Origin of the sequence: Amycolatopsis sp. AA4, assembly GCF_002796545.1 — a bacterium.
Taxonomy (GTDB): domain Bacteria; phylum Actinomycetota; class Actinomycetes; order Mycobacteriales; family Pseudonocardiaceae; genus Amycolatopsis.
Genome location: NZ_CP024894.1, coordinates 6,198,743 through 6,224,244, shown reverse-complemented (window position 1 = coordinate 6,224,244; position 25,502 = coordinate 6,198,743). Strand labels below are relative to the sequence as shown.

Annotated in this window: 16 protein-coding genes and 1 pseudogene; 12 read left to right on the top strand and 5 right to left on the bottom strand. The window is 67.4% G+C overall.

The window, feature by feature from the left end; all coding sequences use genetic code 11:
- The first annotated feature begins 173 nt into the window (after positions 1–173).
- Together CU254_RS28760 and CU254_RS28755 are read left to right on the top strand one after the other, a co-directional pair.
- The gene (locus tag CU254_RS28760; protein WP_234392758.1) at positions 174–2,900 is read left to right on the top strand and encodes a penicillin acylase family protein; all 2,727 of its coding nucleotides are present in this window, start codon (positions 174–176) and stop codon (positions 2,898–2,900) included.
- Positions 2,901–4,796: 1,896 nt separating this feature from the next.
- Entirely contained in the window at positions 4,797–6,341 is a 1,545-nt protein-coding gene (locus tag CU254_RS28755) for a hypothetical protein (protein WP_158688104.1), read from the top strand.
- An 858-nt stretch (positions 6,342–7,199) separates the two neighbouring features.
- On the opposite strand, the gene CU254_RS28750 is transcribed toward CU254_RS28755, so the two are convergent.
- Positions 7,200–7,571 carry a response regulator transcription factor gene (locus CU254_RS28750; RefSeq protein ID WP_037715143.1) on the bottom strand — a complete coding sequence of 124 codons (372 nt, stop codon included), beginning with the start codon at positions 7,569–7,571 and terminating at the stop codon, positions 7,200–7,202.
- Between the two features lie 104 nt (positions 7,572–7,675).
- Positions 7,676–8,362: a response regulator transcription factor gene (locus CU254_RS28745; protein ID WP_037715140.1), complete on the bottom strand. Its 687-nt coding sequence runs from the start codon at positions 8,360–8,362 to the stop codon at positions 7,676–7,678.
- Positions 8,363–8,911: 549 nt separating this feature from the next.
- Here CU254_RS28745 and CU254_RS28740 point away from each other — a divergent pair.
- Both CU254_RS28740 and CU254_RS28735 read left to right on the top strand, forming a co-directional pair.
- Positions 8,912–10,621: a hypothetical protein gene (locus CU254_RS28740; protein ID WP_009081708.1), complete on the top strand. Its 1,710-nt coding sequence runs from the start codon at positions 8,912–8,914 to the stop codon at positions 10,619–10,621.
- Positions 10,622–11,039: 418 nt separating this feature from the next.
- Positions 11,040–13,916, top strand: a complete 2,877-nt coding sequence (locus CU254_RS28735) for a penicillin acylase family protein (RefSeq protein ID WP_037715136.1) — start codon at positions 11,040–11,042, stop codon at positions 13,914–13,916.
- Between the two features lie 646 nt (positions 13,917–14,562).
- Here CU254_RS28735 and CU254_RS42750 read toward each other — a convergent pair.
- The 3 genes and pseudogenes from CU254_RS42750 to murC all read right to left on the bottom strand — a co-directional run.
- A pseudogene (locus CU254_RS42750) lies at positions 14,563–14,687 on the bottom strand (NAD(P)-dependent oxidoreductase); the annotation flags it as partial.
- A gap of 105 nt (positions 14,688–14,792) precedes the next feature.
- Complete coding sequence (locus CU254_RS28725) at positions 14,793–15,446, bottom strand: hypothetical protein (RefSeq protein ID WP_009081703.1); 654 nt, start codon at positions 15,444–15,446, stop codon at positions 14,793–14,795.
- Positions 15,443–16,888, bottom strand: a complete 1,446-nt coding sequence (gene murC, locus CU254_RS28720; RefSeq protein WP_009081701.1) for a UDP-N-acetylmuramate--L-alanine ligase — start codon at positions 16,886–16,888, stop codon at positions 15,443–15,445. Before murC ends, CU254_RS28725 begins: the two co-directional genes overlap by 4 nt.
- Positions 16,889–17,374: 486 nt before the next feature.
- On the opposite strand from murC, the gene CU254_RS43285 reads away from it, so the two are divergent.
- The 8 genes from CU254_RS43285 to CU254_RS28680 all read left to right on the top strand — a co-directional run bounded on the left by CU254_RS43285 (position 17,375) and on the right by CU254_RS28680 (position 25,448).
- A complete protein-coding gene (locus tag CU254_RS43285; protein WP_009081699.1) occupies positions 17,375–18,331 on the top strand; it encodes a hypothetical protein in 957 nt (318 codons plus the stop codon).
- Positions 18,332–18,406: 75 nt separating this feature from the next.
- Positions 18,407–18,580: a hypothetical protein gene (locus CU254_RS43280; RefSeq protein ID WP_009081698.1), complete on the top strand. Its 174-nt coding sequence runs from the start codon at positions 18,407–18,409 to the stop codon at positions 18,578–18,580.
- A 7-nt stretch (positions 18,581–18,587) separates the two neighbouring features.
- Positions 18,588–19,139 carry an archaeosortase/exosortase family protein gene (locus CU254_RS28705; protein WP_009081696.1) on the top strand — a complete coding sequence of 184 codons (552 nt, stop codon included), beginning with the start codon at positions 18,588–18,590 and terminating at the stop codon, positions 19,137–19,139.
- Between the two features lie 15 nt (positions 19,140–19,154).
- Positions 19,155–20,525: a glycosyltransferase family 2 protein gene (locus tag CU254_RS28700; RefSeq protein WP_234392757.1), complete on the top strand. Its 1,371-nt coding sequence runs from the start codon at positions 19,155–19,157 to the stop codon at positions 20,523–20,525.
- Position 20,526: 1 nt separating this feature from the next.
- On the top strand, positions 20,527–21,312 hold the full coding sequence (locus CU254_RS28695) for a septum formation family protein (protein WP_009081692.1): 786 nt from the start codon (positions 20,527–20,529) through the stop codon (positions 21,310–21,312).
- Complete coding sequence (locus tag CU254_RS28690) at positions 21,309–22,916, top strand: hypothetical protein (protein ID WP_009081690.1); 1,608 nt, start codon at positions 21,309–21,311, stop codon at positions 22,914–22,916. Before CU254_RS28695 ends, CU254_RS28690 begins: the two co-directional genes overlap by 4 nt.
- Positions 22,913–24,070: a hypothetical protein gene (locus CU254_RS28685; RefSeq protein WP_158688103.1), complete on the top strand. Its 1,158-nt coding sequence runs from the start codon at positions 22,913–22,915 to the stop codon at positions 24,068–24,070. Before CU254_RS28690 ends, CU254_RS28685 begins: the two co-directional genes overlap by 4 nt.
- Positions 24,071–24,167: 97 nt before the next feature.
- Entirely contained in the window at positions 24,168–25,448 is a 1,281-nt protein-coding gene (locus tag CU254_RS28680; RefSeq protein ID WP_009081687.1) for a lytic transglycosylase domain-containing protein, read from the top strand.
- Positions 25,449–25,502 lie beyond the last annotated feature (54 nt).

Genomic DNA, 25,502 nt, shown 5'->3' with positions numbered 1-25,502 from the left:
TCCGGGCACGGCCCCCGATACAATCCCCGGGTTCTCTTGCTGACCAGGAAATCGGCCGCCAGTGGGGTTTCCGCATTTTTCCGGGGCGGGCGGGGAGTTCGTTCAAGGGTGATCGGACGGGTACCGAGGAGTGTCGAATGTCAGTGAGCAGGGTCGCTCGCAAGCGGGGCTTTGTGCGCCGGGCCGCCGTCCTGGTGCTGGCCGCGGCGGTAGCCGTGCCGGCCGGGGCAGGGGCGGTGCCGGCTGCCGCCGAAACGGACACGACTGACCACAACGACTACTGCGGCGGCCAATGCCACGACATCCTGCCCGGTGGGCAAGCCGGCGGAGTGCCCAGGTCGGAGCTTCCGAGCTATGCCTTGTCGCTGATCGCCGGCAACGGCGGGATCGAAACGGCCCACAGCAACGACCAGGGACCGAACTACGATCGGTTGCGGACGGCTTACCCGGGATTGACGAACGAGAACCTCGGGAAGTTCCTGAACTCGGCGTCGTTCGGCATTCCGGCCGGGGCGCCGTGGAAACCCGTCGTGCCGGCCGGCCGGACGGATGTCACGATCTCCCGCGACAATCTCGGTATTCCGCACGTCAAGGGCACGACGCGGGAAGGGGCGACCTTCGGCTCCGGTTATGCGGCTGCCGAGGACCGGCTCTTCATGATGGATTTGTTGCGCAATGTGGCCAAGGGCTCGGCGGTCGGGTTCGCCGGGTCCGCCGCCGAGAGCTTCCAGAACGATTTGTGGCCGAAGATCGCGGAAACCGAGAACGACCGGCAGGCGCAGCTTGACCGGCTGGCATCGAGGGGACCGGACGGAAAGCAGGTCGTGAGTGATCTGCACTCGTATGTGGCCGGGGTGAACGCCTACATCGATTCCGTGCAGGATGTGCCGGTAACCGATCTGCTCAGGACCAGGGTCCCCGTCGAATACACGGCGACCGGATCCGTCTGGCAAGCGATCAGGCCGACGATCACTCCCTTCACCACTAGTGATGTTGTCGCGTTGGTGACGTTGTTGGGCGGTCAGTTCGGTGCGGCGGGTGGTAGTCAGGCGGTGGCTGCGGCGGCGAAGGTGGCGGCGGAGCAGAAGTACGGGAAGGAGTTGGGTGACAGGTTGTGGGCTTCGCTTCGGACGGAGGAGGATCCGGAGACGACGGTGACGCAGCATGGTCCGGCGAAGGTTCCGTATGGAGTCAGCCCGCAGGACCCGCGGGAGGTGGCGATGCCTGATGCGGGGTCGTTGACGTACGAGCCGATCAGGGATGGTGCGGGCGGGACGGGTTCGGCGGCTGCGGGTTCGGTGGTTTCGCCGGGGAAGCCGGTCGGTCCGAGCAAGGGGATGTCGAATGCGTTGGTGGTTTCGGGTGCGCATTCGAAGAGCGGTCATCCGGTTGCGGTGTTCGGGCCGCAGACGGGGTATTTCGCTCCGGAGATTTTGATGTTGCAGGATATCGAGGGGCCGGGTATTCGTGCGCGGGGGGTGATGTTCCCGGGTACTGGTCCGTATGTGCAGATCGGTCGTGGTCCGGATTATTCGTGGAGTGCGACGTCGGCGCATCAGAGCATTGTCGATACTTATGCGGTGAGGTTGTGCAATGCGGACGGGAGTGCGGCGCGCCGGGATTCGATGGGGTATCTGGACGGTGCCGAATGCCGGGCGATGGATCCGGTGGTGAGTCCGGACGGGTTGCGGGTGTTGCGGACGAAGTACGGGTTGGTGCGTCAGCGGGCGACGGTGGGCGGGGTTCCGGTCGCGTATGCGGAGCTGCGGTCGACGTATTTGAACGAGCTGGATTCGGCGGTCGGGTTTTTGAGGTTGAATGATCCGGCGCGGGTGCGGGGGCCGGAGGATTTCAAGGCCGCGGTGTCGGATATCGGGATGACGTTCAACTGGTTTTATGTGGACGCGGATCACACGGCGTTTTTCAATTCGGGGTTGCAGCCGGTGCGGGCGGGGAATGTTGATCCGAATTTGCCGGTGTGGGCGAAGCCGGAGACGGAGTGGCGGAATTGGGATGCGCGGACGAATGTCGTGGCGGGGATGCCGGCGGAGCAGCATCCGGGTTCGACTGATCAGGATTACTACGTGAGCTGGAACAACAAGTCGGCGGCGGGGCAGGTCGGCGGGTTCGGGGACGGCGGGGTGCATCGGGGGGATCTGCTGGACGGCCGGGTGAGGAATCTGATCGCGAACGGGAACAAGATCGACCGGGCCGATCTGGTGAAGGCGATGGAAGAAGCGGCGGTCACGGATCTGCGCGGCGAAAAGGTCCTCCCGAACCTCCTCCAAGTGATTTACGCCCGTCAAGCGAAGGTCGAACCGGAGGTGTGGCGGGCCGTGAACGCGCTGCAGCAGTGGCTCGACCGTGGGGCGAAGCGGACCACGATGCCCGGAGCCGGGGTCTATATCGACGGCGATGCCATCAAGGTCATGGATGCGTGGTGGCCGTTGCTGGTGAAGGCGGTGTTCCAGCCGGGCATGGGCGACGACCTGTACAACGCGGTGGTGCAGAACCTGCCGGTCGACGAGGCTCCGTCGACTCCGCTTCCGGGCACGAAGGTGGCACCGCACCGCGGATCGGCCTTCGAGTACGGCTGGTGGTCGTACGTCGACAAGGACCTGCGATCGACGCTCGGGCAGCCGGTGAACGGCCCGTTGCCGACGCAATTCTGCGGGAATCTCGGCGACTGCTGGCAAACCTTGTACTCGACGCTCAAGGAAGCGATCGCGAAGCCGGCCGCGGAGGTTTACCCGAAGGATCAGTACTGTTCCACTGCGGGTGACGCGGTGTGTGCGGATTCGATCCAGTTCCTGCAGATGGGCGTGTTGAAGGTGCCGGGGATCGGATGGCAGAACCGTCCGACCTATCAGCAGGTGGTGGAATTCCCCAAGCATCGCTGAGCACCGGTGCGCCGACCGGGTGAATCAGCCGCAGCGGGCCGGGTATAGCGAAGGTGGCCGCTGTGGCGGCGAGGTGATAGCAGCCTCGCCGCCACAGCGGCTTTTCCGTTGCTTTTGCCACTCCGGCGGCGGTAAGCGAGTGACGTGGCGTCTGCTCCCGGCGGTGTCGTCCGCTCTCCGGCCGACGCGAGCTGACCACGTTCCGGACGCCCTGCGATGACAGCACAGAGCTGAAACACCACGACGCCGCAGATACCGTCCCCCAGCACACCTGACCGCGACCGGGGGACTGAGCACCCCGCGGACGAGATCTGCCCGCCCAAGCGTACCGCTGGCACGCGAAAGGGGCCCGGCCCGCCTGAGTACTGGCGATCGGGCCGAGTCCGTCTCCTGAAACTGCTCCGAGCCCCGCCCGCCGACCCGTGTCGCCTGGACCGTCTGCGGACCGAGGAATGCTTCCCTCGAGCCGAGTACGAAGCCGCGTCCGGCCGGTCCGGTCCTGGCTGCCACGGCCTGCCCCACAGCGCCTGCTCGCGTTCGCCGGGCCTCGGATCCTTGCCGCGCCAGGGGAACAAGCACCAGTCCCGGACCGGATAGCGTTCACGCTAGGTCGGATCGGCCCCTGCGCGCCGCTCCCGTGCGGTATGCCGGCCACGGTATCGAGCATGCCTCAGCCACCCCCGGTCGCCTCACTGCTCCGACGGGAGCAGCGCAGTGCCTGCCTGAACGGGGTGGATCCTGAGCTGTCGTGAACCGGCTCCGTCCTCGTGTCCGGCGGCGCGGATATGGCATTCGACCATCATCGAATACTGCTCGATGGGGAAGCCGGCCGGAAAGAACTGTCCGGATAATCCGGAAAAGGAAGTCGATGAGAACAAGCTGCCTGCCGAATTGTCTTCGCGGGCAGCGCTCGGGTGAGGTGTTCTGCTCACTCGAAGGGGCACTTGCGCGGTGGTTCGTGTCAGAAGCACGACAAGCGGCCGGATCCGGGGGCTGGATCGGGTGGTGCCCGCTGCGCCGAGAAGGTGATGGCCGCCAGACGCCACCAGGGCCGGTGAAGAGCGGCGGGCAGGGGGGCATCCGAGCGCGGTGTCCGGCGCGGCCGGCCCGTGCCGCAGGATGCGATCGGGGGCGTCCAGTGCCGTCTGCGCGATCGCCTCGCCGGCGAACGGCCGGAACGTGCCGACCGGCCGGAAAGCCTGCGTGACCAGGTAGCCGACGACGAACCCGGCTCAGTGCGGAGTCCCCCGGGGCGGGGCCTTGATCCGTTTCGAGACGGTCCGCCGAACCCCGGTGGGCGGTACCTGGCACGCTGTCGGGCACTGGGCTGCCGGAGCGGACCACGCCGCGGCGGGCCATTCCCGGGCCAGGCGCCGCGGTGAGTCGTCCGGGTCGCGGTTCATGCCAGGGTGATGTTCAGGCGGTCCCGGGCCGGCGCGCCCGGGTTTCCCGCATACCTGCCTGGAGCTGGGGAAACCCGGACGGGACGGGAAAATATCACTAGACCGACGGGGATAGCTCACCCGTTCTGATGGAAGATGCGTACGACAACGGCAAGTTTCGTTGTCGCCGCGGGTTCCGCAACGTAGGGTAATCGTCAGTCGCGAGAAAACTCCGCGATAACTACGAGGATCTGACAGGTCGCAGGTGTCGGCCTTCTTGGCGAAAGAAGACAGCTTCATGACAATCGCGAAAAAACGCGTTGCGAAGACGGTCGGCCGGACGGTCACCATCGCGGCGCTGACGACAGCAATCGTGGGAGGCACGCTCGGTACGGGCGTCGCGTCCGCGGCCGAAGCCCCTGCGGCCGCAGCGCCCGCAGCCGCCGCCCCCACTGCCGAGCCGGACCTTTCCGGCTACTTTGAACTGCCTCAGGGGACCGGTACTCCGCCGTCCATGCGGTTTTGGACCAGCGCGGACGGAGGGGTCGTACAGCCGAACCAGACAGTGCGGGTCGGCGTCGACTGGGTTCCCTGGGACATTTTCAGCGAATTCGAGCCCAATGTCGCTCGCTCGTCCACGTTCGATTGGACGCAGGATCTGATCCGGTTCCTGGGGAGCACCAATTTTTCCGTCAAGTTGAACGGCATGCCGTGCAACGACTGGGTCGCCAAGAACGGCGGCGAGGTCATCAAGGACGGCCAGCACGACACGACCACCTATCAGCCGGCTGATGTCGCCGGATTGGTGGGCCGGCTTACCGAAGTCGCCAACCGTCTTCTCAAGAACATCACCAAAGCGGATGTTCTGAATGTCTTGAAGCTCTACGACGCCGGGCGCGCGTCGGGTGGATACTGCGACTTCAAGGTTCCGCCGGTCAGTGACGGAAAGATCATCGTCAACGGCGAGGTCAACCGCAAGAACTTCATCTTCCTCCCCAGCTACAACACGGGCAACTCGTGGCTGACGGTCGACGCGCAACGGACGCCGGCCGCGCCGACCATCGACGGCGGTTACGAGATCAAGGTCCCGGAGAACGGCTCGATCACGGGCGGGGCCGCTCCGAACTCCTTCGTCTGGCCGGTGATCAACGGCCGCGACTATTCGGACCTCGCGGTCCGGGCCGACAAGTCCTCCGGCAGGTACGTGCTGAAGCTTCCGCCCAATGTGCTCAACGGCGGCAAGCCGCAGCCTCTCGTGGTGAAGTCCCGCAACGACGGCGGCAGCGGCGTGGCCTCCTCGGATGCCCACAGCCTGACGGTCATTCCCGAGCTGAAGAAGCCGGAGATCACCGATCCCAAGGGCGACACTGTCTCGGCCGGGCAAGAGCTGACGGTTTCCGGCAGCGACGGATCCACGGTCACCCCGGTCGACGGGAACGGCAATCCGGTCGGCACCTCCGCGACTGTCACGAACGGAACCGCGAAGGTCACGCTGAACAAGGACATCGCGCCGGACACGAAGATCCAGATCCGGGCTACGGGTACTGAGGGCACTTCCCCCGTGCTCTCCGACCCGAAGACCGTCAAGGGCGATACTCCTCCGGTGCCGGTCCAGGTCTTCCAGACTCAGGCGCTGAGCGCGAAGCCCGGCGAGACCGCGAACGCGACTTTCGCGATCAAGCCCGCCAACGGCGACCTGCTGTCGCTTGCCGGCAAGAAGATCACGGTTCAGGTTCCGGACGGCTTCACCGTCAAGCGGCTCGACAGCGGGAGCTACAACGTGACGGCGGCCACCGGCAATGCCGCCGGCGAGGCGGGCAAGAACTACATCTGGCTGGGCGACGACGTCCAGGTCACCCCGGACGGCAAGACCATGACGTTCACCTTCCCCGGGGCGGACAAGATCAAGAACGCGAGCGAGGGCGTCGCCAACGTGATTCAGATCGGCGTTTCGTTCACCGCGACCGCCGACGCGAACGCGGCCCCGGGCGACAAGAACCCGGGCAACGTGACGGTCGACGGCTTCGGCTCCACCAAGCTCACGGGCGCGGTGAAGTGAACGGCAGCGGAACGCGGCCGCCTGCGGTAACGACGGCCGGCTGACCGCGACAAGCGAACGTGGCCCGGAGAGAGAGCATCTCTCCGGGCCGCGTTTCTGTCGTATCGGGTTCGTTGCCGCCCGGCTGCCGGGCCCGGGCCGCAAACGGGGCGGGCGGGGCTGGGACAGCGAAGGTCAAGCTTGCGAAGCGAGTACCGGCGACGTCGCGAACTGTGCTCCCCGCGACCGCTTCTTCGCCGACCGGAAACGCGGCGACCTCCGCTTGCGCTGGACTGCACCGTCCGGACGGCGAGGTGGTACGGACGGGTGGAGTTCCGGCGAATCCCAGGGAGAGCAGGCATCACTGCGTCGCCCGCGGCAATGGCGCTTCGGGCGCGCGTGGTCGGGTGTCTGCGGTGGTGCCGCAGGGAGTCCCGGTGTCGATCGGCACCTCGTTCGGGGTCTGGCCGGCTGAGCGGGCATCACTGCGTGGGCGGCGGCAATGGCGCTTTGGGCGCGCGTGGTCGGGTGTTTGCGGTGGTGCCGCAGGGAGTCCCGGTGTCGATCGGCACCCCGGCCGGCCCGGCCGGCTGAGCGGGCACCACAGAGCCGCAGCCCAGGAGTCGAGGCACGGCGGGACCGGGTGCGGCGGCAGGAGCCGTCGTGGCGGTCAGAGGAGGGGTTGCCCGCAGGCGCACGGGCACCGGCAGGCGTCTGCGCCCGGAGGCGGTTTCGCAGCCAGGGGAGCACGAGCGGTTCGCCGGCTCGGACTCCCGCCCGTCATTCGCCTGGCCCGTGGGCCAAACAGGAGAACCCGGCAGCCGGCACCGGCTGACGGGTTCCGCGGAACGAGCGCGAACTGCCGGGGATAACGAAGGCTCAGATGAGTCCCGCGCGGCACCCGATCAGCACCGCATGGGCGCGATCACGCGCACCGATCAACCGGAACAGGTTTCTCAGATTCGACTTGACCGTGTTCTCGGACTTGCCCAGCTGTTTGCTGATCTCGGCGTTCGTCATTCCCCATGCGATCATCTGCAGCTGCAGCAGGGACGAGTCCGTGATGGAGTCCGCCTGCGTGCGTGCCCCGGCGATGGCGTCGGAATTCACGAAGATCTGCAGCACGCTGGTCGATCTGGTGACCGCCGTCAGTTCGATTCCCCTGGACTCCAGGTAGCCGCGAGCCACAGTGATCGCGTCCCGGTCGGCACCGATGAAAACGGTGCCTCTGGGGTTGGCCGGTTCGGTCATGATGCGTTCCTTCTGATCGGATGCGGGGCACTGAGCAGGCGTGGCGGAGGCGGGCAGGCGCCGTTCGGGGAGGTGGCGCGGGTCGGGAGACGACCCGGCGCGGGTCATTTCGGCCGTGGCGAGTCCGTGCGGAGTCGGTTGCCGAGAGGTCCGAGTGCCACTGCTTGGGCGCGATTGCCGGCACCACGTTCTTGACGCGGCTGCGACTTTTCCGGGGAACCGGAAGGGGTTTCCGCGATCTCGTCGTTCGTGGTGCCGATGCTGATCAGGCAGAGAATCTGCATCTCTCGCAAGGAGAGTTCATCGCCGGCCCGGCAGCGGGTGCGCGGAATGGCTTGCCAGCGGGCTTCCGGGGAGAAACCGGCGGACCGGCCGCAGAGGTGGCAGTGGATGATCCGGGCCGGGCGGTCGGAGCGGTCGATCAGGCAGGCGGCGCCGTATTCGGCGAACTTGCCGACTCGCCCGCTCTCGGGTTCCGCGGGGCTGGTCAGGAAAGTGGTCCGCCTTGCGGCCGGGCTGGAGTGCGCGGCGCGGACTCGGTTGCCGCCGACGTCGAGACGTGCGTCGAGGAGCGGGATGTGCGGCCGGACCCGGCTGCGGTGCGCCAGTGCGCGGTTGCCGTCTTCGCTCGCGCCGGCCCAGCGGAGCCGGCGTGCTCGGTCGACCACGACTTTGGCCCCGAGCCGGAACAGGATGTCCCCGTCGGCCGAGGAGACGGCGAACGGCGGTGTCCCGACCCGGCGGGGCAGGTCGTTCGAGGTCTTCCGCGCAAGCAGGGGAACCGGAGCCATCGGGTTTCCTTCCGAGGTGCGGTGTGCTCGGCGGGAGGGCAGGTCACGGCCGTCGCTCATGAACTGCTTCGCTCGACGTGGTCCGCCGAAGAGGGTGGCCGGGGTCCCCGGTCGTTTTCCGTCAATCGAGCCCGGGGTCGCCGGGAAATACGGAAGATGCGGAAACAGTTTTACCGCATCGGCCGGCGTGGCTGGTAGCGCAGCATCGCGCGCGCAGCCGGGGAATGCAAAAACTCCCGGACCGCCGGTGAACATCTCATTCCGCTGTCCGGTCGCTTCCGGGCGCATCCGCCGGAAACCCCGGCATCTCGGTGGTCTGCCTTGCCTGGCGCACCTTGAAGGGCGAAGCGCCGGCCCCCGGAGGGCATGAAAATATCATCAACTGTGCGGGTGATTCTTCCCAGAATTGGTTGCGTACCCTCACCAAAATCACCTTGTGATATTGCCGACATGGCTTCGGCGACCTAAGGTCCGGGTAAATCACCGCGATTCACCGGCACGGGTGGAGTTGGCAACGTCGCCGGACTTCATAGGGAAAGAAGACTCTTCATGGCAAACGCGATGAGACGCGTTGCGAGGAACGCCGTCAAAGCGGTCGCTGTCGCGACGCTGAGTGCCGCCGGTGTCGGCGGTGCGCTCGGTGCGAGCGTCGCCTCGGCTGCTCCCGAGGGCCAGTATCGTGCGCTGCCCTCGGCAGCGGGCACGCCGGCCAGCATGCATTTTTCCACCGACGCACCGGCTGCCGGGGCCGGGCTCGGGAGTGTGGTGACCGTTGCCATGTCCTTCGACCTGGCCCGCATCCAGACCCTGGCCTCGGCGAAGGGGGTCAGCGGCGGCCAGTTGGAGGTCCTGCATGACCTCCGCACGCTCGGCTCTTCGCAGACCAGCACGATCAATCTCGACGGCTACGCGTGCGACGACTACGACGACGCGTATGGAACTGTCCGGATCGAGAACGGCCGGCACGACGGAAGCAACAAGGTCGTCGACCCCGCCGAGTTCGCGGCCTCCATTCAGAAGGCCATCACGAAAGTGGCCAATGGCGGGGATCCCGGCGAAGACTTGAGCAAGCTGCTCACCTATTCTCTCGTCGCGACCTGTCAATTCCGCGTTCCGGCCGGGCTCGGCGAGAACATCGACGTCGAAGGCGTCGTCCGGCTCGACGGCGGCACCGGTGCGCAGCCGGCCGAGCTCGTGGGCCGCACCTCTCTCCCCGTGGACCTCCCGAAGACTCCGGACAAGCCCGCTGTCCAAGGCCCGGGCAAGATCGTCCTCCACGAGGGCGGCAGCATCCGCGGGACGGGCCCGCGCGGGACGGTGATCAGGTGGAACATCGACGGGAAGCCGTATCCGACGCCCACCGCCTACGTCGGGAACACCGGCGAGTGGGAGCTGAAACTTCCTCCGGGCGTGCCCGCGGACGGCAAGCCCAGGAGCTTCTTCGTCACTTCCGAGGCGGAGGGAGCCACCGCCCCGTCGGAGACCGGCGAACTGACGGTCCTTCCCGCCCTCGCCCGGCCGGTCGTCACTGACCCGAAGACCGGCACGGTGTCGCCCGGTCAGGTGCTGACGGTGTCCGGCAGCGAGGGATCCGCGGTCACGCCTGTCGGCGAGAACGGCGCGCAGGCCGGTTCTTCCGCGACCGTCCGCAACGGCACGGCGCAGGTCACGCTGAACAAGGACCTGCCGGACGGAGCGACGATCCGGATCCGGGCGACGGACGCGGCCACGGCGGCTTCGGACGCGCTGTTCTCCGACCCGAAGGCCGTCAAGAGTGAGCCCGCACCCGAGCCTTCGCAGGTCGAACAGGTCTGGAAGCCGTACGCCGCACCGGGCAAGGCCGCCGGCCTGACCTTCGTCATCCAGCCGCAGAACGGCGATCTTTCCTCGATCGCGGGAAAGCGGATGACCATCCGGGCTCCGGACGGTTTCACGTTCCAGCGGGTCTCGGACACTTCTTCCCCCGCCTACGGCTCGTTCAACATCACCGCGGCCGCCGGGGACAAGGACGACCGCAACAACAAGGAGTGGGTGGGGCTGGCCAACGCCGTCACGGTCACCCCGGACGGGAAGACGATGACGTTCGCTTTCCCCGGTGCGGACGTGATCAAGAGACTGGTCGGCGACTACTCCTCGATCAAGATCGGCGTGACAGTCGAGGCGACGGCCGAGGCGAACGCGACGGCCGGCGAGAAGACCGGCGGACAGGCGACGGTCGAAGGCATCGGCACCACTGAACTCAAGGGCAACGTGCTGTGAGCTGAACCAGGGCGGCCGGCGGGACGCGGCCTGGGGGAGATTCCGGCTTCCAGGTCGCGTCCAGCGGAATTTACCGGCGCAATCCATTCGTTGTCGCGGCTCGGGAACAGAAAGCCTGCCGTTCCGGGTGGTGAGCAGCGGGTCGATGTTGTTCGGTCATTCTCCAGAGTGCGTGGAATGCGTCGCGGGGAGTTCGTCTTTTCGGAATGGGTGGACGTGTCACCAGAACGGGTGAAAATATCACCTGTTTGATAGTGTTTTCCCAGGTTCGGGTAGCTTCGTTCACTGGGTGGGTTATATTTCTGTAATTGACTGGCCGGGCGTCGAGTCGATCGGCGATCGGGAAGATTCTCGAATTTCGTGAAGTGGTCGGCAAGTCTGTTTCGCATGTCGCGTGATGTGCACCAAGGAGTGTCGTATGTCAAGGAGCAGCGTTGCTCGCAAGACGAGTTTTTTCCGGCGGGCCACGGTCGCGGTTTCGGTCGTGGTCATGGCGGCGATGGTGGTGCCCGGCGAGGCGGGCGCTTCGCCCGGAACGAACCCGGACGATTATGCCGACTATTGCGGGAATCAGTGTCATGACATCCTGCCGGGCGGGCAGGGCGGCACTGTGCCGCGCAGCTACCTTATCGAGGGTGTCAATCCATTCAACGGGCTGGACAACGCCAAGAACCGCTTGCTCGAGAACGTGAAAAATTTGACCGGTCGCAATGTGAAAATCAAGAACGGCGATGACCAGGCACCGCCCTACGATCAGCTGCGACAGGGTTATCCGGGACTGACGAACGAGAAGATCGGGGAGTTCATGAACTCCTCGTCGTTCGGCGGGGCGGTCGGCGCCGCCGAACAGGTCGGCGGCCGGTCGGACGTCACCATTGCCCGGGACTCCCTCGGGGTTCCGCATATCAAGGGCACGACGCGCGAGGGTGCGACATTCGGCTCGGGTTACGCGACCGCGCAGGATCGGCTCTTCCTGATGGATCTGCTGCGCAACGTGGCCAAGGGTTCGGTCGGGAAGTTCGGCGGAGGGGACGCGGCCAGTTTTCAGGACGAGCTGTGGCCGAAGATCGCGGAAAAACCGGAGGATCGGCAGGCGCAGCTCGATCGGCTGGCTGCGGGAACGGCCGATGAAAAGCAGGTCGTCAAGGACCTGGAATCGTATGTCGGGGGCATCAATGCCTACATCAAGAAGATCGAGGCCAGTAAGAGCGCATTTCCTCTGGACTATATCTTTACCAAGCCAGAGGTCCCCGTGGAGTACACGCTCAAAGGCCTGCCCACGGACGTGAACAAAATCGTCGAGATGGTCAACTCGGGCGACCTGTTGACTGCGCTGGGGACGGTGCGCACTCCACCACCCATAGATCCCTTCACCACTAGTGATGTTGTCGCGTTGGTGACGTTGTTGGGCGGTCAGTTCGGTGCGGCGGGTGGTAGTCAGGCGGTGGCTGCGGCGGCGAAGGTGGCGGCGGAGCAGAAGTACGGGAAGGAGTTGGGTGACAGGTTGTGGGCTTCGCTTCGGACGGAGGAGGATCCGGAGACGACGGTGACGCAGCATGGTCCGGCGAAGGTTCCGTATGGAGTCAGCCCGCAGGACCCGCGGGAGGTGGCGATGCCTGATGCGGGGTCGTTGACGTACGAGCCGATCAGGGATGGTGCGGGCGGGACGGGTTCGGCGGCTGCGGGTTCGGTGGTTTCGCCGGGGAAGCCGGTCGGTCCGAGCAAGGGGATGTCGAATGCGTTGGTGGTTTCGGGTGCGCATTCGAAGAGCGGTCATCCGGTTGCGGTGTTCGGGCCGCAGACGGGGTATTTCGCTCCGGAGATTTTGATGTTGCAGGATATCGAGGGGCCGGGTATTCGTGCGCGGGGGGTGATGTTCCCGGGTACTGGTCCGTATGTGCAGATCGGTCGTGGTCCGGATTATTCGTGGAGTGCGACGTCGGCGCATCAGAGCATTGTCGATACTTATGCGGTGAGGTTGTGCAATGCGGACGGGAGTGCGGCGCGCCGGGATTCGATGGGGTATCTGGACGGTGCCGAATGCCGGGCGATGGATCCGGTGGTGAGTCCGGACGGGTTGCGGGTGTTGCGGACGAAGTACGGGTTGGTGCGTCAGCGGGCGACGGTGGGCGGGGTTCCGGTCGCGTATGCGGAGCTGCGGTCGACGTATTTGAACGAGCTGGATTCGGCGGTCGGGTTTTTGAGGTTGAATGATCCGGCGCGGGTGCGGGGGCCGGAGGATTTCAAGGCCGCGGTGTCGGATATCGGGATGACGTTCAACTGGTTTTATGTGGACGCGGATCACACGGCGTTTTTCAATTCGGGGTTGCAGCCGGTGCGGGCGGGGAATGTTGATCCGAATTTGCCGGTGTGGGCGAAGCCGGAGACGGAGTGGCGGAATTGGGATGCGCGGACGAATGTCGTGGAGGGGATGCCGGCGGAGCAGCATCCGAGTTCGACTGATCAGGATTATTATGTCAGTTGGAACAACAAGTCGGCGGCGGGGCAGGTCAACGGGTCGTTCGGGGACGGCGGGGTGCATCGGGGGGATCTGCTGGACGGCCGGGTGAAGAATCTGATCGCGAACGGGAACAAGATCGACCGGGCCGATCTGGTGAAGGCGATGGAAGAAGCGGCGGTCACGGATCTGCGCGGCGAAAAGGTCCTCCCGAACCTCCTCCAAGTGCTCGACAGTGCCTCTGGCAGCCTCGATCCCGCTGTGCGCAAGGGGATTACGGATCTGCGGCGGTGGCTTGACAACGGGGCGAAGCGGACCACGATGCCCGGAGCCAAGGTCTACATCGACAGCCGCGCCATCAAGGTCATGGATGCGTGGTGGCCGTTGCTGGTGAAGGCGGTGTTCCAGCCGGGCATGGGCGACGACCTGTACAACGCGGTGGTGCAGAACCTGCCGGTCGACGAGGCTCCGTCGACGCCGCCGCCGGGCGCGCAGGAGGCGGCGCACCGCGGATCGGCCTTCGAGTACGGCTGGTGGTCGTACGTCGACAAGGACCTGCGCGCCACCCTGGGAAGCCAGGTAAACGGGCCTCTGCCGACGAGCTTCTGCGGGCCGCTGGACAAGTGCCGGGACACTTTGTTGACGACGCTCAAGGAAGCGATCGCGAAGCCGGCCGCGGAGGTCTATCCGAAGGATAAGTACTGTTCCACTGCCGGGGACGCGGTGTGTGCGGATTCGATCCAGTTCCTGCAGATGGGCGTGTTGAAGGTGCCGGGGATCGGATGGCAGAACCGTCCGACGTATCAGCAGGTGGTGGAATTCCCGAAGCATCGCTGAGCGCCGGCGCGGCTCTCGGATCGCAGTCGGAAGCGGCCGCCGTGGCGGCGAGGCAGAACGGGCCTCGCCACCACGGCGGCTTGGCGTTGTACCGGGTTCGCCGATTTCGCCCGGGTTGCCGCATCCCGCGGGCTGCTCGCCTGTTCGCTTCGGCAGCGCTCCCCGGGGCGAGTCGTTTCGGCTGGCCACGTGGTTTCCGGCCGGGCCGGGTGCCTCGCTGGTTCTGCTGGCCGGGTGGCGGTTTCCGGCCGGGCCGGGTGCGCGCCAGGTTTCGGTCGGTTCGTCTTCTGCCAGCCGTCGGGCGGCCGGCGATCGCTCGATGAGCGCTCCGGGGCGAGGCTACGGCGGAGAACCTGCCGGGCTGAGGGCACCGCGCCCGGCAACGCTGCCGCGGTTCGGGTGCGGCCGCAGCCTGGCGCTGTCGCAGAGCTTCCACTCACCGCGCTTGGTGATCCCGATCCAGTACGGCTCGTAGCGCACGAGGTGAGGCGCTTCGCGATTTACTGCGCGGATGTGACCGAGACGGGACGCTCCTCGGAACTCCCGCCGGAGACGATGCCGACCCGGACGTCATCCATGCTGCCTCCCCTTCTCGAAGTTTCGGCAGCCGCTGCAGGCGCGTCAAGGCTGCCACGCTGGGGCGGACGTCGCAGGCGAGGACGCGGCAACCGAAGCCCGCAGCCGGTTGACGACCGCGGTGCCGATTCGTCCGGTGCCGAGCACGCCCACGGTCAGATCGCGCAGCTCGTTTCCCGGCGCGTCGCCCAGCCGCCGAGCCCTCTCCCGGACCAGACCGGCCACCGCCGGTTCGCAGTCGTACCCGGTGAGCGCGGTGCCCAGGGAAGCTGCGCCGCGATCCGTGCCGGTTTAGGCCGGTCAGGTTGCCAGGTCTTTCGCATTCCGGGGGAGGAGCGGTCCGCCGATCAGTGCCATGTCCCCGCCTGCCTCGGCGAGCACCAGCAGCGTCGGCGGCAGGCTCGTGCGGATGGCTCGCGCGTCGTCGAAGTCGGCACCCGCCACCACGGTCACCTGCGCACCGAGATCCCGTGCCACTTCCGCGTCGTCCTTGTCGTAGATCTCGAACACCGGAGTCATCCCCGCCTTCTCGGTCACCGCGGCGAGACGCGCCAGCTCGCCGGGCTCGGCCAGCGCCGGCAGCAAGGTGACGGCGTCCGCGCCGAAAGCCCTTGCCTCCCATACCTGATACTCGGAGACGATCAGGTCGCGCTGGAGCGTCGGAGCGTCCGTCGCCAGGCAAACCCCGGCCAGTACCTCGAACAGGTCGGCCCGGTGCTCCGGCCAGGTGCGAACGCCGACCGCCGCACAGCCCCGCCGCACCGCGGTCCGTGCCTGGTCTGCCGACCCGACTTCGCAGACCGCCGAGCGGCGGCCGGACTGGCAGACGCGCCGGAAGTTCCGGCTCGGGCGGCTGTCACGGGCCAGCGCCCGGATACTGGCGGCGCTGCACGCACGGCGGCGGGCCGTCGTCCGCGCTTGGGCCAGTTCGCGCGCTTCGCCAGGGAGTTTCATTTTCCGGCCTTTCGCGTGCGGTGGGCGAGGGTCTCGACGATCTGTTCGGCCGTGCGCGCCATCCCCGGCGCGCCCAGAGTGACCACCAGGTCGCCGGGCCGCGCGAACTGGCCGACCGCGCGTGCGGCGGCGTCCGGGGTACGGGCCAGGTACTTGTCGTGGCCGGGCAGGTTCACCAACGACGTCAGCGCTTCCGCCGGAGCACAGTGGTCGAAGGAGCGGTCCGCATCGAAGACCGGCAGCACGACGACCCGGTCGGCGACGGCGAGCGCGTCCGCGATCTCCGCCTGGAATTGAGCCAGCCGGTACTGCCGGCAGGGCTCGGCGACCGCGATCAGCCGGCCACCCATCGCCGTCCGCCGCAGCGCGGTCAGCGAGGCGCGGATAGACGTGTGGTGGCACGCGTAATCGTCATAGACGCGAATTCCCCGTGGCTCGCCCTTGAGCTCGAATCGCCTGCCGACGCCGGGGTATTGCGCGAGGCCGAGGACCGCGCCGGACCGGGACGCCCCCAGCTTCACAGCGGTCAGCAGTGCGGCGCCGGCGTTTCGCGCCATGTGGCTGCCCGGGACCGGAACTTCCACTGCCGCTTCGTCGTCATCACGGAACCGGGCGGTGAAGCGCACTGAGCCGGGAAGTTCGCTCTCGAGGCGGATCGACAGGTCGGCCGGGCTGCCTTCGCCGAAGGTGAACACCCGGATGCCTTTCGCCCGAAGGTATCGGGTGACCCAGCGCGAATGGGGGTCGTCTTCCGGCATGACCACGAAACCGGTCGTGCCGGCTCGTTCGGCGAATCCGGCGAAGGCCCGGGCCAGCGTGTCGACGTCCTCGTACTGGTCGAGGTGGTCGGCGTCGATATTGGTGATCACGACCACGTCCGGCTGGTAGGCGACGAGCGAGCCGTCGCTTTCGTCCGCCTCGACGACGATGGTCGAGGTTTCGCCGAGCCCCGTCCCCGACCGGCCGCCCACCCGGCCGCCGATGACGTAATCCGGGGACATTCCCGCCCCGGACAGGGCACTCACCAGCATCGCCGCGGTCGACGTCTTGCCGTGTGTCCCGGCCACCGCCACGGAGAACCGGCCCCGCATGAGCGCCGCGAGGGCAGTGGATCGATGCGCCACCCGAAGGCCGCGTTTCACGGCAGTACGGACTTCGACGTTGTCGCGCGGAACCGCCGTGGAATAGACGACAGTGTCGACGCCCTCGAGGTTCTTTTCACTGTGCCCCGCGTAGACCGTGCACCCCGCTCTGCGCAGCTGCGCCAGCTCCGGCCGGTCCTCGACCTCGCTTCCGCTCACCGGCAAGCCGCGCAAGCGCAGTGCTTCGGCCAGGCTGGCCATGCCGACGCCGCCGCAGCCGACGAGATGGACCCGGCCCAGCCTCGCGACTTCGCCGAGATCCGGTTCCGGGGTTCCGGTGGTCCGCAACGAGAAGCTCATACCCGGCAATGCTCCGGTCTCTTCTTAGCGGACTTGTCGGGATTTGGTCACCGTCTTGTAACAGCCGGCGCATTGCCGGGAAATTCGCGGAGCGGCAAGGAGAAAATTCCCAAGCGAGCCGGGAAAATGTACGACTGGACTGAGTGAATTTTGTCATCGAGCGTTTCTTTCTCGTACGGGCCGGGCAGGTCCGGTACCGGGTCGAGGCGGACCTCGGCGGTGATTCCGCAGCAGTTGGCAGGTTTCGGTATGCCCTCGGGAGCGCGGCGGGGCACCGTCGATCAGTCCCGAAAGTGCAATTGTTCATCTTCCGGACGGGAAGAATCCGGTTTGCCCGACGTTTGATTTTAGCTGTCCAAAAGGATGAACTTCTGGGATATCCTTGCCGGGCCGGGGGCTGCTTGCCAATATTCGTGCGCCCCCGCCGGGCGATTTCGCGGTGCGGGTGATCATGTGCCGGCTAAATGACGTTAGGAACGGTTTCACATGAGATTCAGACGGATAGTCGCGCTCTCCGCGACGGTGGGAGTGGTGGGGCTCACCGGAGCCCTCGGGGTGGCAGGGGTGGCGAACGCGGCGGCGCCGGCGCCCGCGGCGCCGGTCAAGCCTTGGTCTTACGGGTACATCGCGGGGGTGGACGGGGCGGTCTTCAAGTTCGCGACCGGCGGGTCCACCCTGCTGCCGGCCGCGTCTCCGGTCGCGCCGTCGTTCGATCCTTCCGCGAAGGTTCCGAGCAACTCGCTGGCGACGATCCCGGACTTCACGCTCGGGGGACTAGTGACCGTCGGCCTGGGAGGGGAAGGCGGTGCGGGCGCGCTGACGGTCACCACGACGGCGGACCCGACTACCGGGGTGTCGACAGCGAAAGCTACTGGCGCAACGGCCACGCTCGGCATGTCGCTGAGCCTCGGCGATCTTGCCAACACGATCGGCAACCTTCTCCCTTGGCCCGCCAGCACTTTCTTCTACTCTGCGGCCAAGGTCACGTCGTGGGCCAAAACTGGGTTCAAGATAACGCTGACGGGCATCAATCCGAGTTGCAAGGCTGGTCCGGTCGGCACCCAGGCCACCGTTGACGGTGCGGCCGTGTCGGGCAGCATCTCGGTCCAGGTGCCCGTTGTCGGATGGGTGGATCTTCCGTTCTCCTCGAGCTGGATCACGAACGGCGGGATCAACATTCCCGGGATCATCACCGCCAGCACGAAGGTCGTGAACAACTTGCCCGACGGCGGCATTTCGCTGGACGCGATCTCGGCCGGCGTCCTCGGGCAGAACATCAACCTCGGGCACGTCGAATGCCACCCCGGCACTCCGGTGGAGGACGTCCCGGTGATGTCCCCGGCCGCGGCGGTCGGCGGGGCGACGGGCCTGTCGGCGGCTGCCGCCGCGGGTGCGTTCGTGTTCTACCGGCGCCGGTACGGCGCCGATTCTTCGGACAGCTGAGCAGTTTCCCGCGGGTGGAGCGCGATCCGGTCGCGCTCCGCCCGCCCCGAGGCACGACCAGGCAAGGAGAAAATCATGTACGGAAGTGGTGGCGGCGGGCTTCCGCCGTCGACGGCCGCCGGGGCTCCCGCGGCTCTGGCGCTCACCGGTTTCAACACCCTCGCTTTCCTGTTGACGGCGCTGGTGTTGCTGGTCGTCGGCGCGTTCCTGGTGCGCAGCGCCCGGTTGCGCAGAAACGCACTGGACTGAGCGAATCATGACCATGTCAGCCGGTACGTCCCAGCCTCGCGCGAGTCGCCGGATCATCGCCCTCGCGTTGAGCGTGTCGCTGGCAGCGATCGTGGTGACCTTCGTGGTGGCCACCCAGACCTACCTGACGGCGGAGGCGTGGCTGGCGTCCCGCTGGGTGTCCGCGGTCGTGCCCGGGGGGAGTTCGTTCGACCCGGCGGACGGGGCGTTCTACTTCGGACTCGGCGGGAAGTATCCGGCCGGGTTGCGGGTTTCGTCCGGGTGCAGTGCGTTCGTCTTGGCGTTGCCGCTGTTCGCTGCGGCGGCGATCGCCGCGTATTTCGACAGGTTCCCGGTCCGGCGGGTGGTCGCCGCGCTGCTCGCCACCACCGCCCTGCTGGTGCTGGCCAATCAGGTGCGGCTGGTGATGATCGCGTGGGCGGATTCGCGCTGGCGGCGGGAAGGCATCTTCTGGTCGCACACCGTCTTCGGCTCGGTTCTCAGTCTCATCGGCGTTGTCGGGGCGCTGATCGTCTTCTACCTGATCATCCGCGGCCGCCGCCGGCGCGACGAGGCATGAGGGGAATGCGGGCACTTGTTCCAGTGGACCAACCTGCTTGGCTTCGCGACGACGTCGGCGCTGCTGATCAGCGGGGTATTCCTGATCTACGTCGTCGTGCTCGCCGTCACGTATCTGCGCCGTGAGCACTATCCGGACGGCGATTCGCGGAACTTCGACTGGCACTTCCTCGTCCCGTGCCGGGACGAGGAAGCCGTGATCGGCGCGACGATCGCCTATCTGCGCGACACTTTCCCGCGCGCGCACGTGTGGGTGATCGACGACGCGTCCGAGGACGCCACCGGCGCGATCGTGTCCGCGCACGCGGCGGCGGACAAACAGGTGCACCAGGTGCGCCGGCAGCTGCCCGACGCGCGCACCGGCAAAGGCGACGCGCTGAACGCGGCCTACCGCGTGCTCAGCGACTGGATTCACCCGTCGCGTCCGCGGGATCGGTGCGTGGTGGTCGTCGTGGACGCGGACGGGCGGCTTTCCCGCAACGCACTCGAAGCCTGCGCGTCGGACCGGCTGTTCGGCGACGATTCGGTGGGCGCGGTGCAGATCGAGGTCCGGATGATCAACCGCGACGTGCGGCAGCCGTATCCGGATTCCGGGCGCGTGCGCAACTTCTTCGGCCGTACGCTGGTGCGGTTGCAGGACCTCGAATTCCGGACCGCGATCTCCGCGATGCAGGTCTCCCGCCGCAAGGTCGGCACGGTCGGCATGGGCGGCAACGGCCAGTTCACCCGGCTGTCCGTGCTCGACCGGCTGGCCGAGGGCTCCGGACCGTGGCGGGGTTCGCTGCTGGAGGACTTCGAGCTGGGCGTGCACGTGCTGCTCGCGGGCTTCCGCACCGAATACTGCGACGACGCCTGGGTCGACCAGGAAGCGCTGCCGCAGCTCGACCGCTTCCTCGCGCAGCGGACCCGGTGGGCGCAGGGCACCATGCAGTGCATCCGGTATCTGCCGACGCTGTGGCGGTCCGGCCGGGTCTCGAACGTCGGCGTGCTGGAGCTGTCCTATTTCCTTGCCCAGCCGTGGCTGCAGCTTTTCGGCACGATCACCTATCCGCTGCCGGTCATCGCGTTCGTGAACAACCTCGTCCTCTACCCGGCGCAGACCATGATCTACCTCGGCAACGGCGGGGCCGTGCTCTTCGCGATCTACGTGCTGGTCGGCATTGCCCAGTTCGCGCTTTGGGGCCCGATCTACCGGCGGCAATCCGGCGGCGCGTACAGCTGGTGGCGCTGCATCGGATGGGGAATCGCGTTCTCTTTCATGATGTATTTGTTCTACCTGACCGCGTGGCGCGCACTGGGCCGTGTCGTGCGGGGCCACAACGGATGGGCCAAAACGCGGCGCAATCGCGAAGTCAATGTCCTCGGTCCCGTCTCCAAGGACAGCTGAGATGAGCACAGTTCTCGCGAGAACCGCCGCCGCGCTGGCCTTGCTTCTCCTGCTGTGCGGGTGCGGCCAGGGCGACCAGTACGCCGGCACGGTGCCCACCGCGGCGCGCAAAGTGGGGTCTTGCGCCAAGATCGCCACGCCCGAGGAGCTTTACACGGCCAGCGACATCGGGCCGGTGGTGCCGTGCACCGAGCCGCACCAGACCGAAACTGTCTTCGTCGGAAGACTCGACGGCCCGATCGCGGCGGAGGCGGAACGGCCCGTCGTGGAGAAACTCGACACCGTCATCGCCGACCGCTGTCATTCGGTCGATCTGCGCGGCTACCTCGGTGCGCGCGCACGCGATTCCTTCGGGGTCAGCCTGCTCACCCGGGTACCGACCAGGGCGGAATGGGCGGCGGGGGAACGCACCTTCCGTTGCGACGCGATTCCCGCTGCGGCCCCCGGCGCGCCCCCGCAGCTCTCGGTGCCCCTGCGCGGAGTGCTCCCCACCGCGGCGTCGGCGGCGGTACGGGTGTGCTGGCGCGGCGGCGAACAGCTGCCCTGCGACCGGCCGCACACCGCCGAGGAAGTCAACGCCTGGCTCCTCGCCGCGCCCGGCAGCCCAGAACAGCCATGCGAACCGTACGTGACCGAGTTTCTCGGCGGCCCGCTGAGCGATTTCCCGGAGCTGGCCGTCGTCGCGATCCCGGGCATCGTCAACGGGCAGCAGACGGTGAAATGTGCCGTCGGCAGGCGGGACGGTCGCCAGTCCACCGGCACACTGGCCGTGGATGCGCGATCATGACGCACGCTCTCGAAGCACCCACGGCCGATGACTCCGGTCCGGAAAAGCCGCGGCTGCGCGCGAAATTGGGGCGGCTATGGGTGCGCATGCGGTTGACCGGCGTTCCGCGACCGCGCGCGGTCATCGTGACCGCCCTGGCGGTCGGCGTGAGCTGGACGGCGATCCTGCTCGCACGCCTGTTCGCCGGTGGCGTCGTGGGCCTGGCCGACCAGGGCGACGGGCGACGGCTGCTGTGCGCGTTCGGGGTGGCGAACGATCGGCCGTGGGGCGCCGAGTCCAGCAAGTTCCTCTACTACCTGTGGCGACCCCACCAGTGGTACGGCGAGGCCTGCGGCGCGGACGGCTCCGGTGAGCCGTACTACTCGACGCAGGCGGCGATACTGGCCGTTGCCAAGTGGCTGGGCGAAACCTTCGGCCTGGCCCAGGGGATCGACCTGCGCATTGCCGGCGTCGTGTGTGCCTGCCTGCTGGGCGTCACGCTCGGACTGTTCGTGCCACTGCTGCCCGGTGCGCTCGGTTTCCGGATCCTGTTCGTCTCGGCGGTCGGGCTGATCGTCGCGGACTCCGCGTTCGCCGGTTTCTTCATCTCGCCCTACAGTGAGCCCGCCGCGTTCCTGGGAATCGTCGGCCTGAGCGTGGCCCTGTTGTTCATGTGGCGCAACGGAGACGCCACGGCCGGCGGAGCCGCCGCGGTCACGGTCGTCGCGTTGTTCGCCATCATGTCCACCACCCAGATGCTGTCCCTGGTCATTCCGGTCGTGGTGGCATTGCTGTGGACCCCGATCCGCGCCGTGCCGCGCGCCACGGGGCGGCACGGTCTCCGGCAAGCGGCGAGGCGCGAGCGAGGGCCGGTGCGCTGGCTCCGGCGGCGCTGGATCACGCTCCTGCTGGCGCTGGCCGTGCTGGCCGGGAGCCTGGGGTACTGGTCGAGCCAGCCGCAGCGGTTCGAAGCGATGAACACCTACAACGCGATTTTCGTCGAGATGCTGCCGCACTCCCCGGATCCGGCCGGGGATCTGAAGTGGTTCGGGCTCGATCCGGGGCTGGCGTCGGCCGCGGGCAGCCGGATCGACAGCCCGAACTCGGTGGCCAGGGGACCGCAGTGGGACGACTTCAGCAGCAAGGTCTCGATCGGCGCCGTCGCCGGGTTCTACGCCACCCACCCGGATCGCTGGATGGGGCTGCTGTCCCGTTCCGTCGAAGGCATGACCCGGCCGACGCTCGGTTACCTCGGTTCTTATCCGGCGGACGCGGGTCAGGAGCCCTTCGCCAAGGAACAGCGGATCACCGTGGCGACCTCGGTGCTCGGGTTCTGGGGCGTCGCTCCGGCCGTGCTGTTGTTGTTGCTGGCGCTGACTTTCGTGCTCGGCCTGGTCACCGCGGCACGTGCGGCGTGCTCGGCGGCTGCGCGAGCACTCGGGCGTCTTGGAGTCATTACGGTCATCGCGGCGGTCACCCAGGCCGGCGCGGAGATTCTGTCCGAAGGTTCCTCCGAGATCTACAAACACATGATCATGGCGGACCTGCTCGCGCTGCTGTGTGTGCCGCTGCTGTGCGGGTGCGTCTACGCGCTGGCGTCCTCGAGTGCTCGTGCGGCGAGATGACGAGGAAGCGGCTGGCTGTCGCGGCGCGGGGGAGTGCTGGATGCCTCTTCCTCGCCGTCGTCCTCGCCGTGGTGGTGACCGGTGGCATCGGCGCGATTTTGTCCCTTGGCGGCGGCTCCGGGCCGGAGACGTCCCGCCCGGCGCCGTCCCCTGAACCGAAGGAGCGTCCCCGGGCACGCGAGGACGCCGGGACGGTTTACGCGAATCTGGTGAACGGCCGGCCGGGAGCAGGCGGCAGCGGCAACTTGGCCGGAGCCTACTACCGGGACGGGCGGTTCTTTCTCGCGACGGTGGGACACGTCGCCACCGTCCCCGGCGGGCAGATGTTCGACTACCAGGCTGGCCGGCCGGTCGGGACGGTTGCCTACACCACCGCTGACGCCGCCGGCCGCGACCAGGGCGACGGCGCCGCACTCGTCGATATCGGCACCGGGGCGCTGCCGCCGCTGCTCCGGATTGCCACCACGGATGCGGTGGTGCCTGGCGCACCTGCGCCGATTCCTTCCCTCGCCACGGTTTCCGCCGCGTTCACCGACGGCGTGCTGCCGTCGGGCACGGTCGCGTGTCACAGCAGTTTCTTTTCGGACAGCCCCACGTTCGCCCAGGGCCACGGCTACCGATGCGGCACCTTGGCCTCCGACTGCCCGGTGAGCGCGACGGAGTGCTGGTTTCGCGGCACCGCGCCGTTCGTCGCGTCGGGCGACTCGGGCGGGCCGGTCTGGCGACCCCGGCCGGACGGGACGGTGGACCTGCTCGGCTTCGTCCGCCATCAGGCCGGCAACCAGACGCTCATCGGTTTCACGCCGGCCTCGGCTTACTCCCGGCACGACTGGACATCCGGAGTGGCACCGGATTTCCCCGCCGGTCCGGGCGGATCGTTCGTCACTGCCCCCGGCGCGCCGCCCGACGTAAAAGCGACGCAGTCCGGACCAGGCAGGGCGGAAGCGACTTGGCGCGCGTCGCCGGCGCATCCCGCGGACCCGGTAATGGAATATCGGATTCTTGTCGACGGCCGGCAGATGGCAGTGACCCCGCCGGCCGTATTCAGAGCTCAATTCGCGATGAAATTGCCTACGGGTCCGCATCAGCTTGTCGTTCAAGCCGTCGATCGCTGGGGAGTCGCGCGGTCTTCCGCCGCCACCGCGGTCGCCTGACACATGAAGATTTACCCGGCAATGTCGTGTGATTTCGGAGTCGATCGACAACGTTGCCCGGGTTAAGTTCGAGGGGACGGGGAGTGAGGGCGAACACATGCTTGGTAGGCGGGAGCATTCCGTGCGGTGGCGCGCTGCCACGGCGTTGGCGGGCGGGCTCATCGCGACGCTGCCGTTGGTCACGGCAAGCGAGTTGGGTGCTCCGGTCGTTCTTGCGCAAGGCCCGGCCGGACAGGGTTCCCCGATGCTCGGCCCCGAGCGCGCCGATCCCCCGGTAGGGGTAGACGGCAGCCTGCCGAAGCCGCCGGGTCTCCCGCCGCTGAGGGCGCCCTCCGGTTCCAGCGCAGAGCCCGGTCCGCTGGGCATCCCGGCCAGCATGCTCAAGGCGTACCGCAACGCGGCCGACCTGATGGCCAAGGAACGGCCGGGGTGCCGTCTCGACTGGACGCTGCTCGCGAGCATCGGCCGCATCGAGTCGAGCCACGCGCGCGGCGGCTACGTCGATGCCAAAGGAAACACCGTCGAACGCATTCTCGGCCCGGCACTCGACGGAACCGGCGGATTCGCCGCGATCCCGGCCAGCGACGGCGGCGCGTTCACCGGCGACCGGGTGTGGGACCACGCGGTCGGCCCGATGCAGTTCATCACCGGCACCTGGCGCCAGTACGCGTCGGACGGCAACGGCGACGGGGTTTCCGACCCGAACAACGTCTACGACGAAACCCTCGCCGCGGGCCGGTACCTGTGTTCGGGAAATCTCGATCTGTCGTCGGATGAGGGCCAGCGGACCGCGGTGCGCCGGTACAACAACTCTGACTCCTATGTAGACACTGTGCTGACGTGGGCGGCCCGCTACCGCGGCGGGGTCGCCCAGTTGCCGGACAGCAAGGCTCCGGTCGGGCCGCCGCCGGGCAAACCCGCGGAGGCGCCGCCGGCCGCGGTCCCGCCCCTTTCCACCGGGACGCCGACTCCGCCGAGCCGCACCGAGGGAAAGCCCGCGGCCCCGGCGCCGACTGAACTTCCGGCATCGTCGAGCCCTTCGCCGACGGCGCCGAGTACCACGACCACGCCGAGTACCGCGACTGCTCCGCCGGCGAGCACGACCACCACTCCGCCGGCGCCGTCCACCAGCACCCCCGTGTGCCGGCCACCCGAGTCGGACACTGCCGGACCGGAGAGCAAGACCGAAAAGGATACCGGCGTAACCGAGACGAATCCGGCGGACGCGGACCGGGAGCACTGCGTCGGAGTTCCCGGCGAGGACACTGGACGAACTCCCGATGACAGCAAGAATTGTGCGCACAGCCGAAGGTCTGCACAAGAAGTACCGCATGAAGAGTGCGTTGCGCGGCCTGTCGCTCCAGGCGCACCGCGATGAGTGCTTCGGCATTCCCGGTCCGGCCGGGGCGGGAACGCTGATCGAGATCACGGC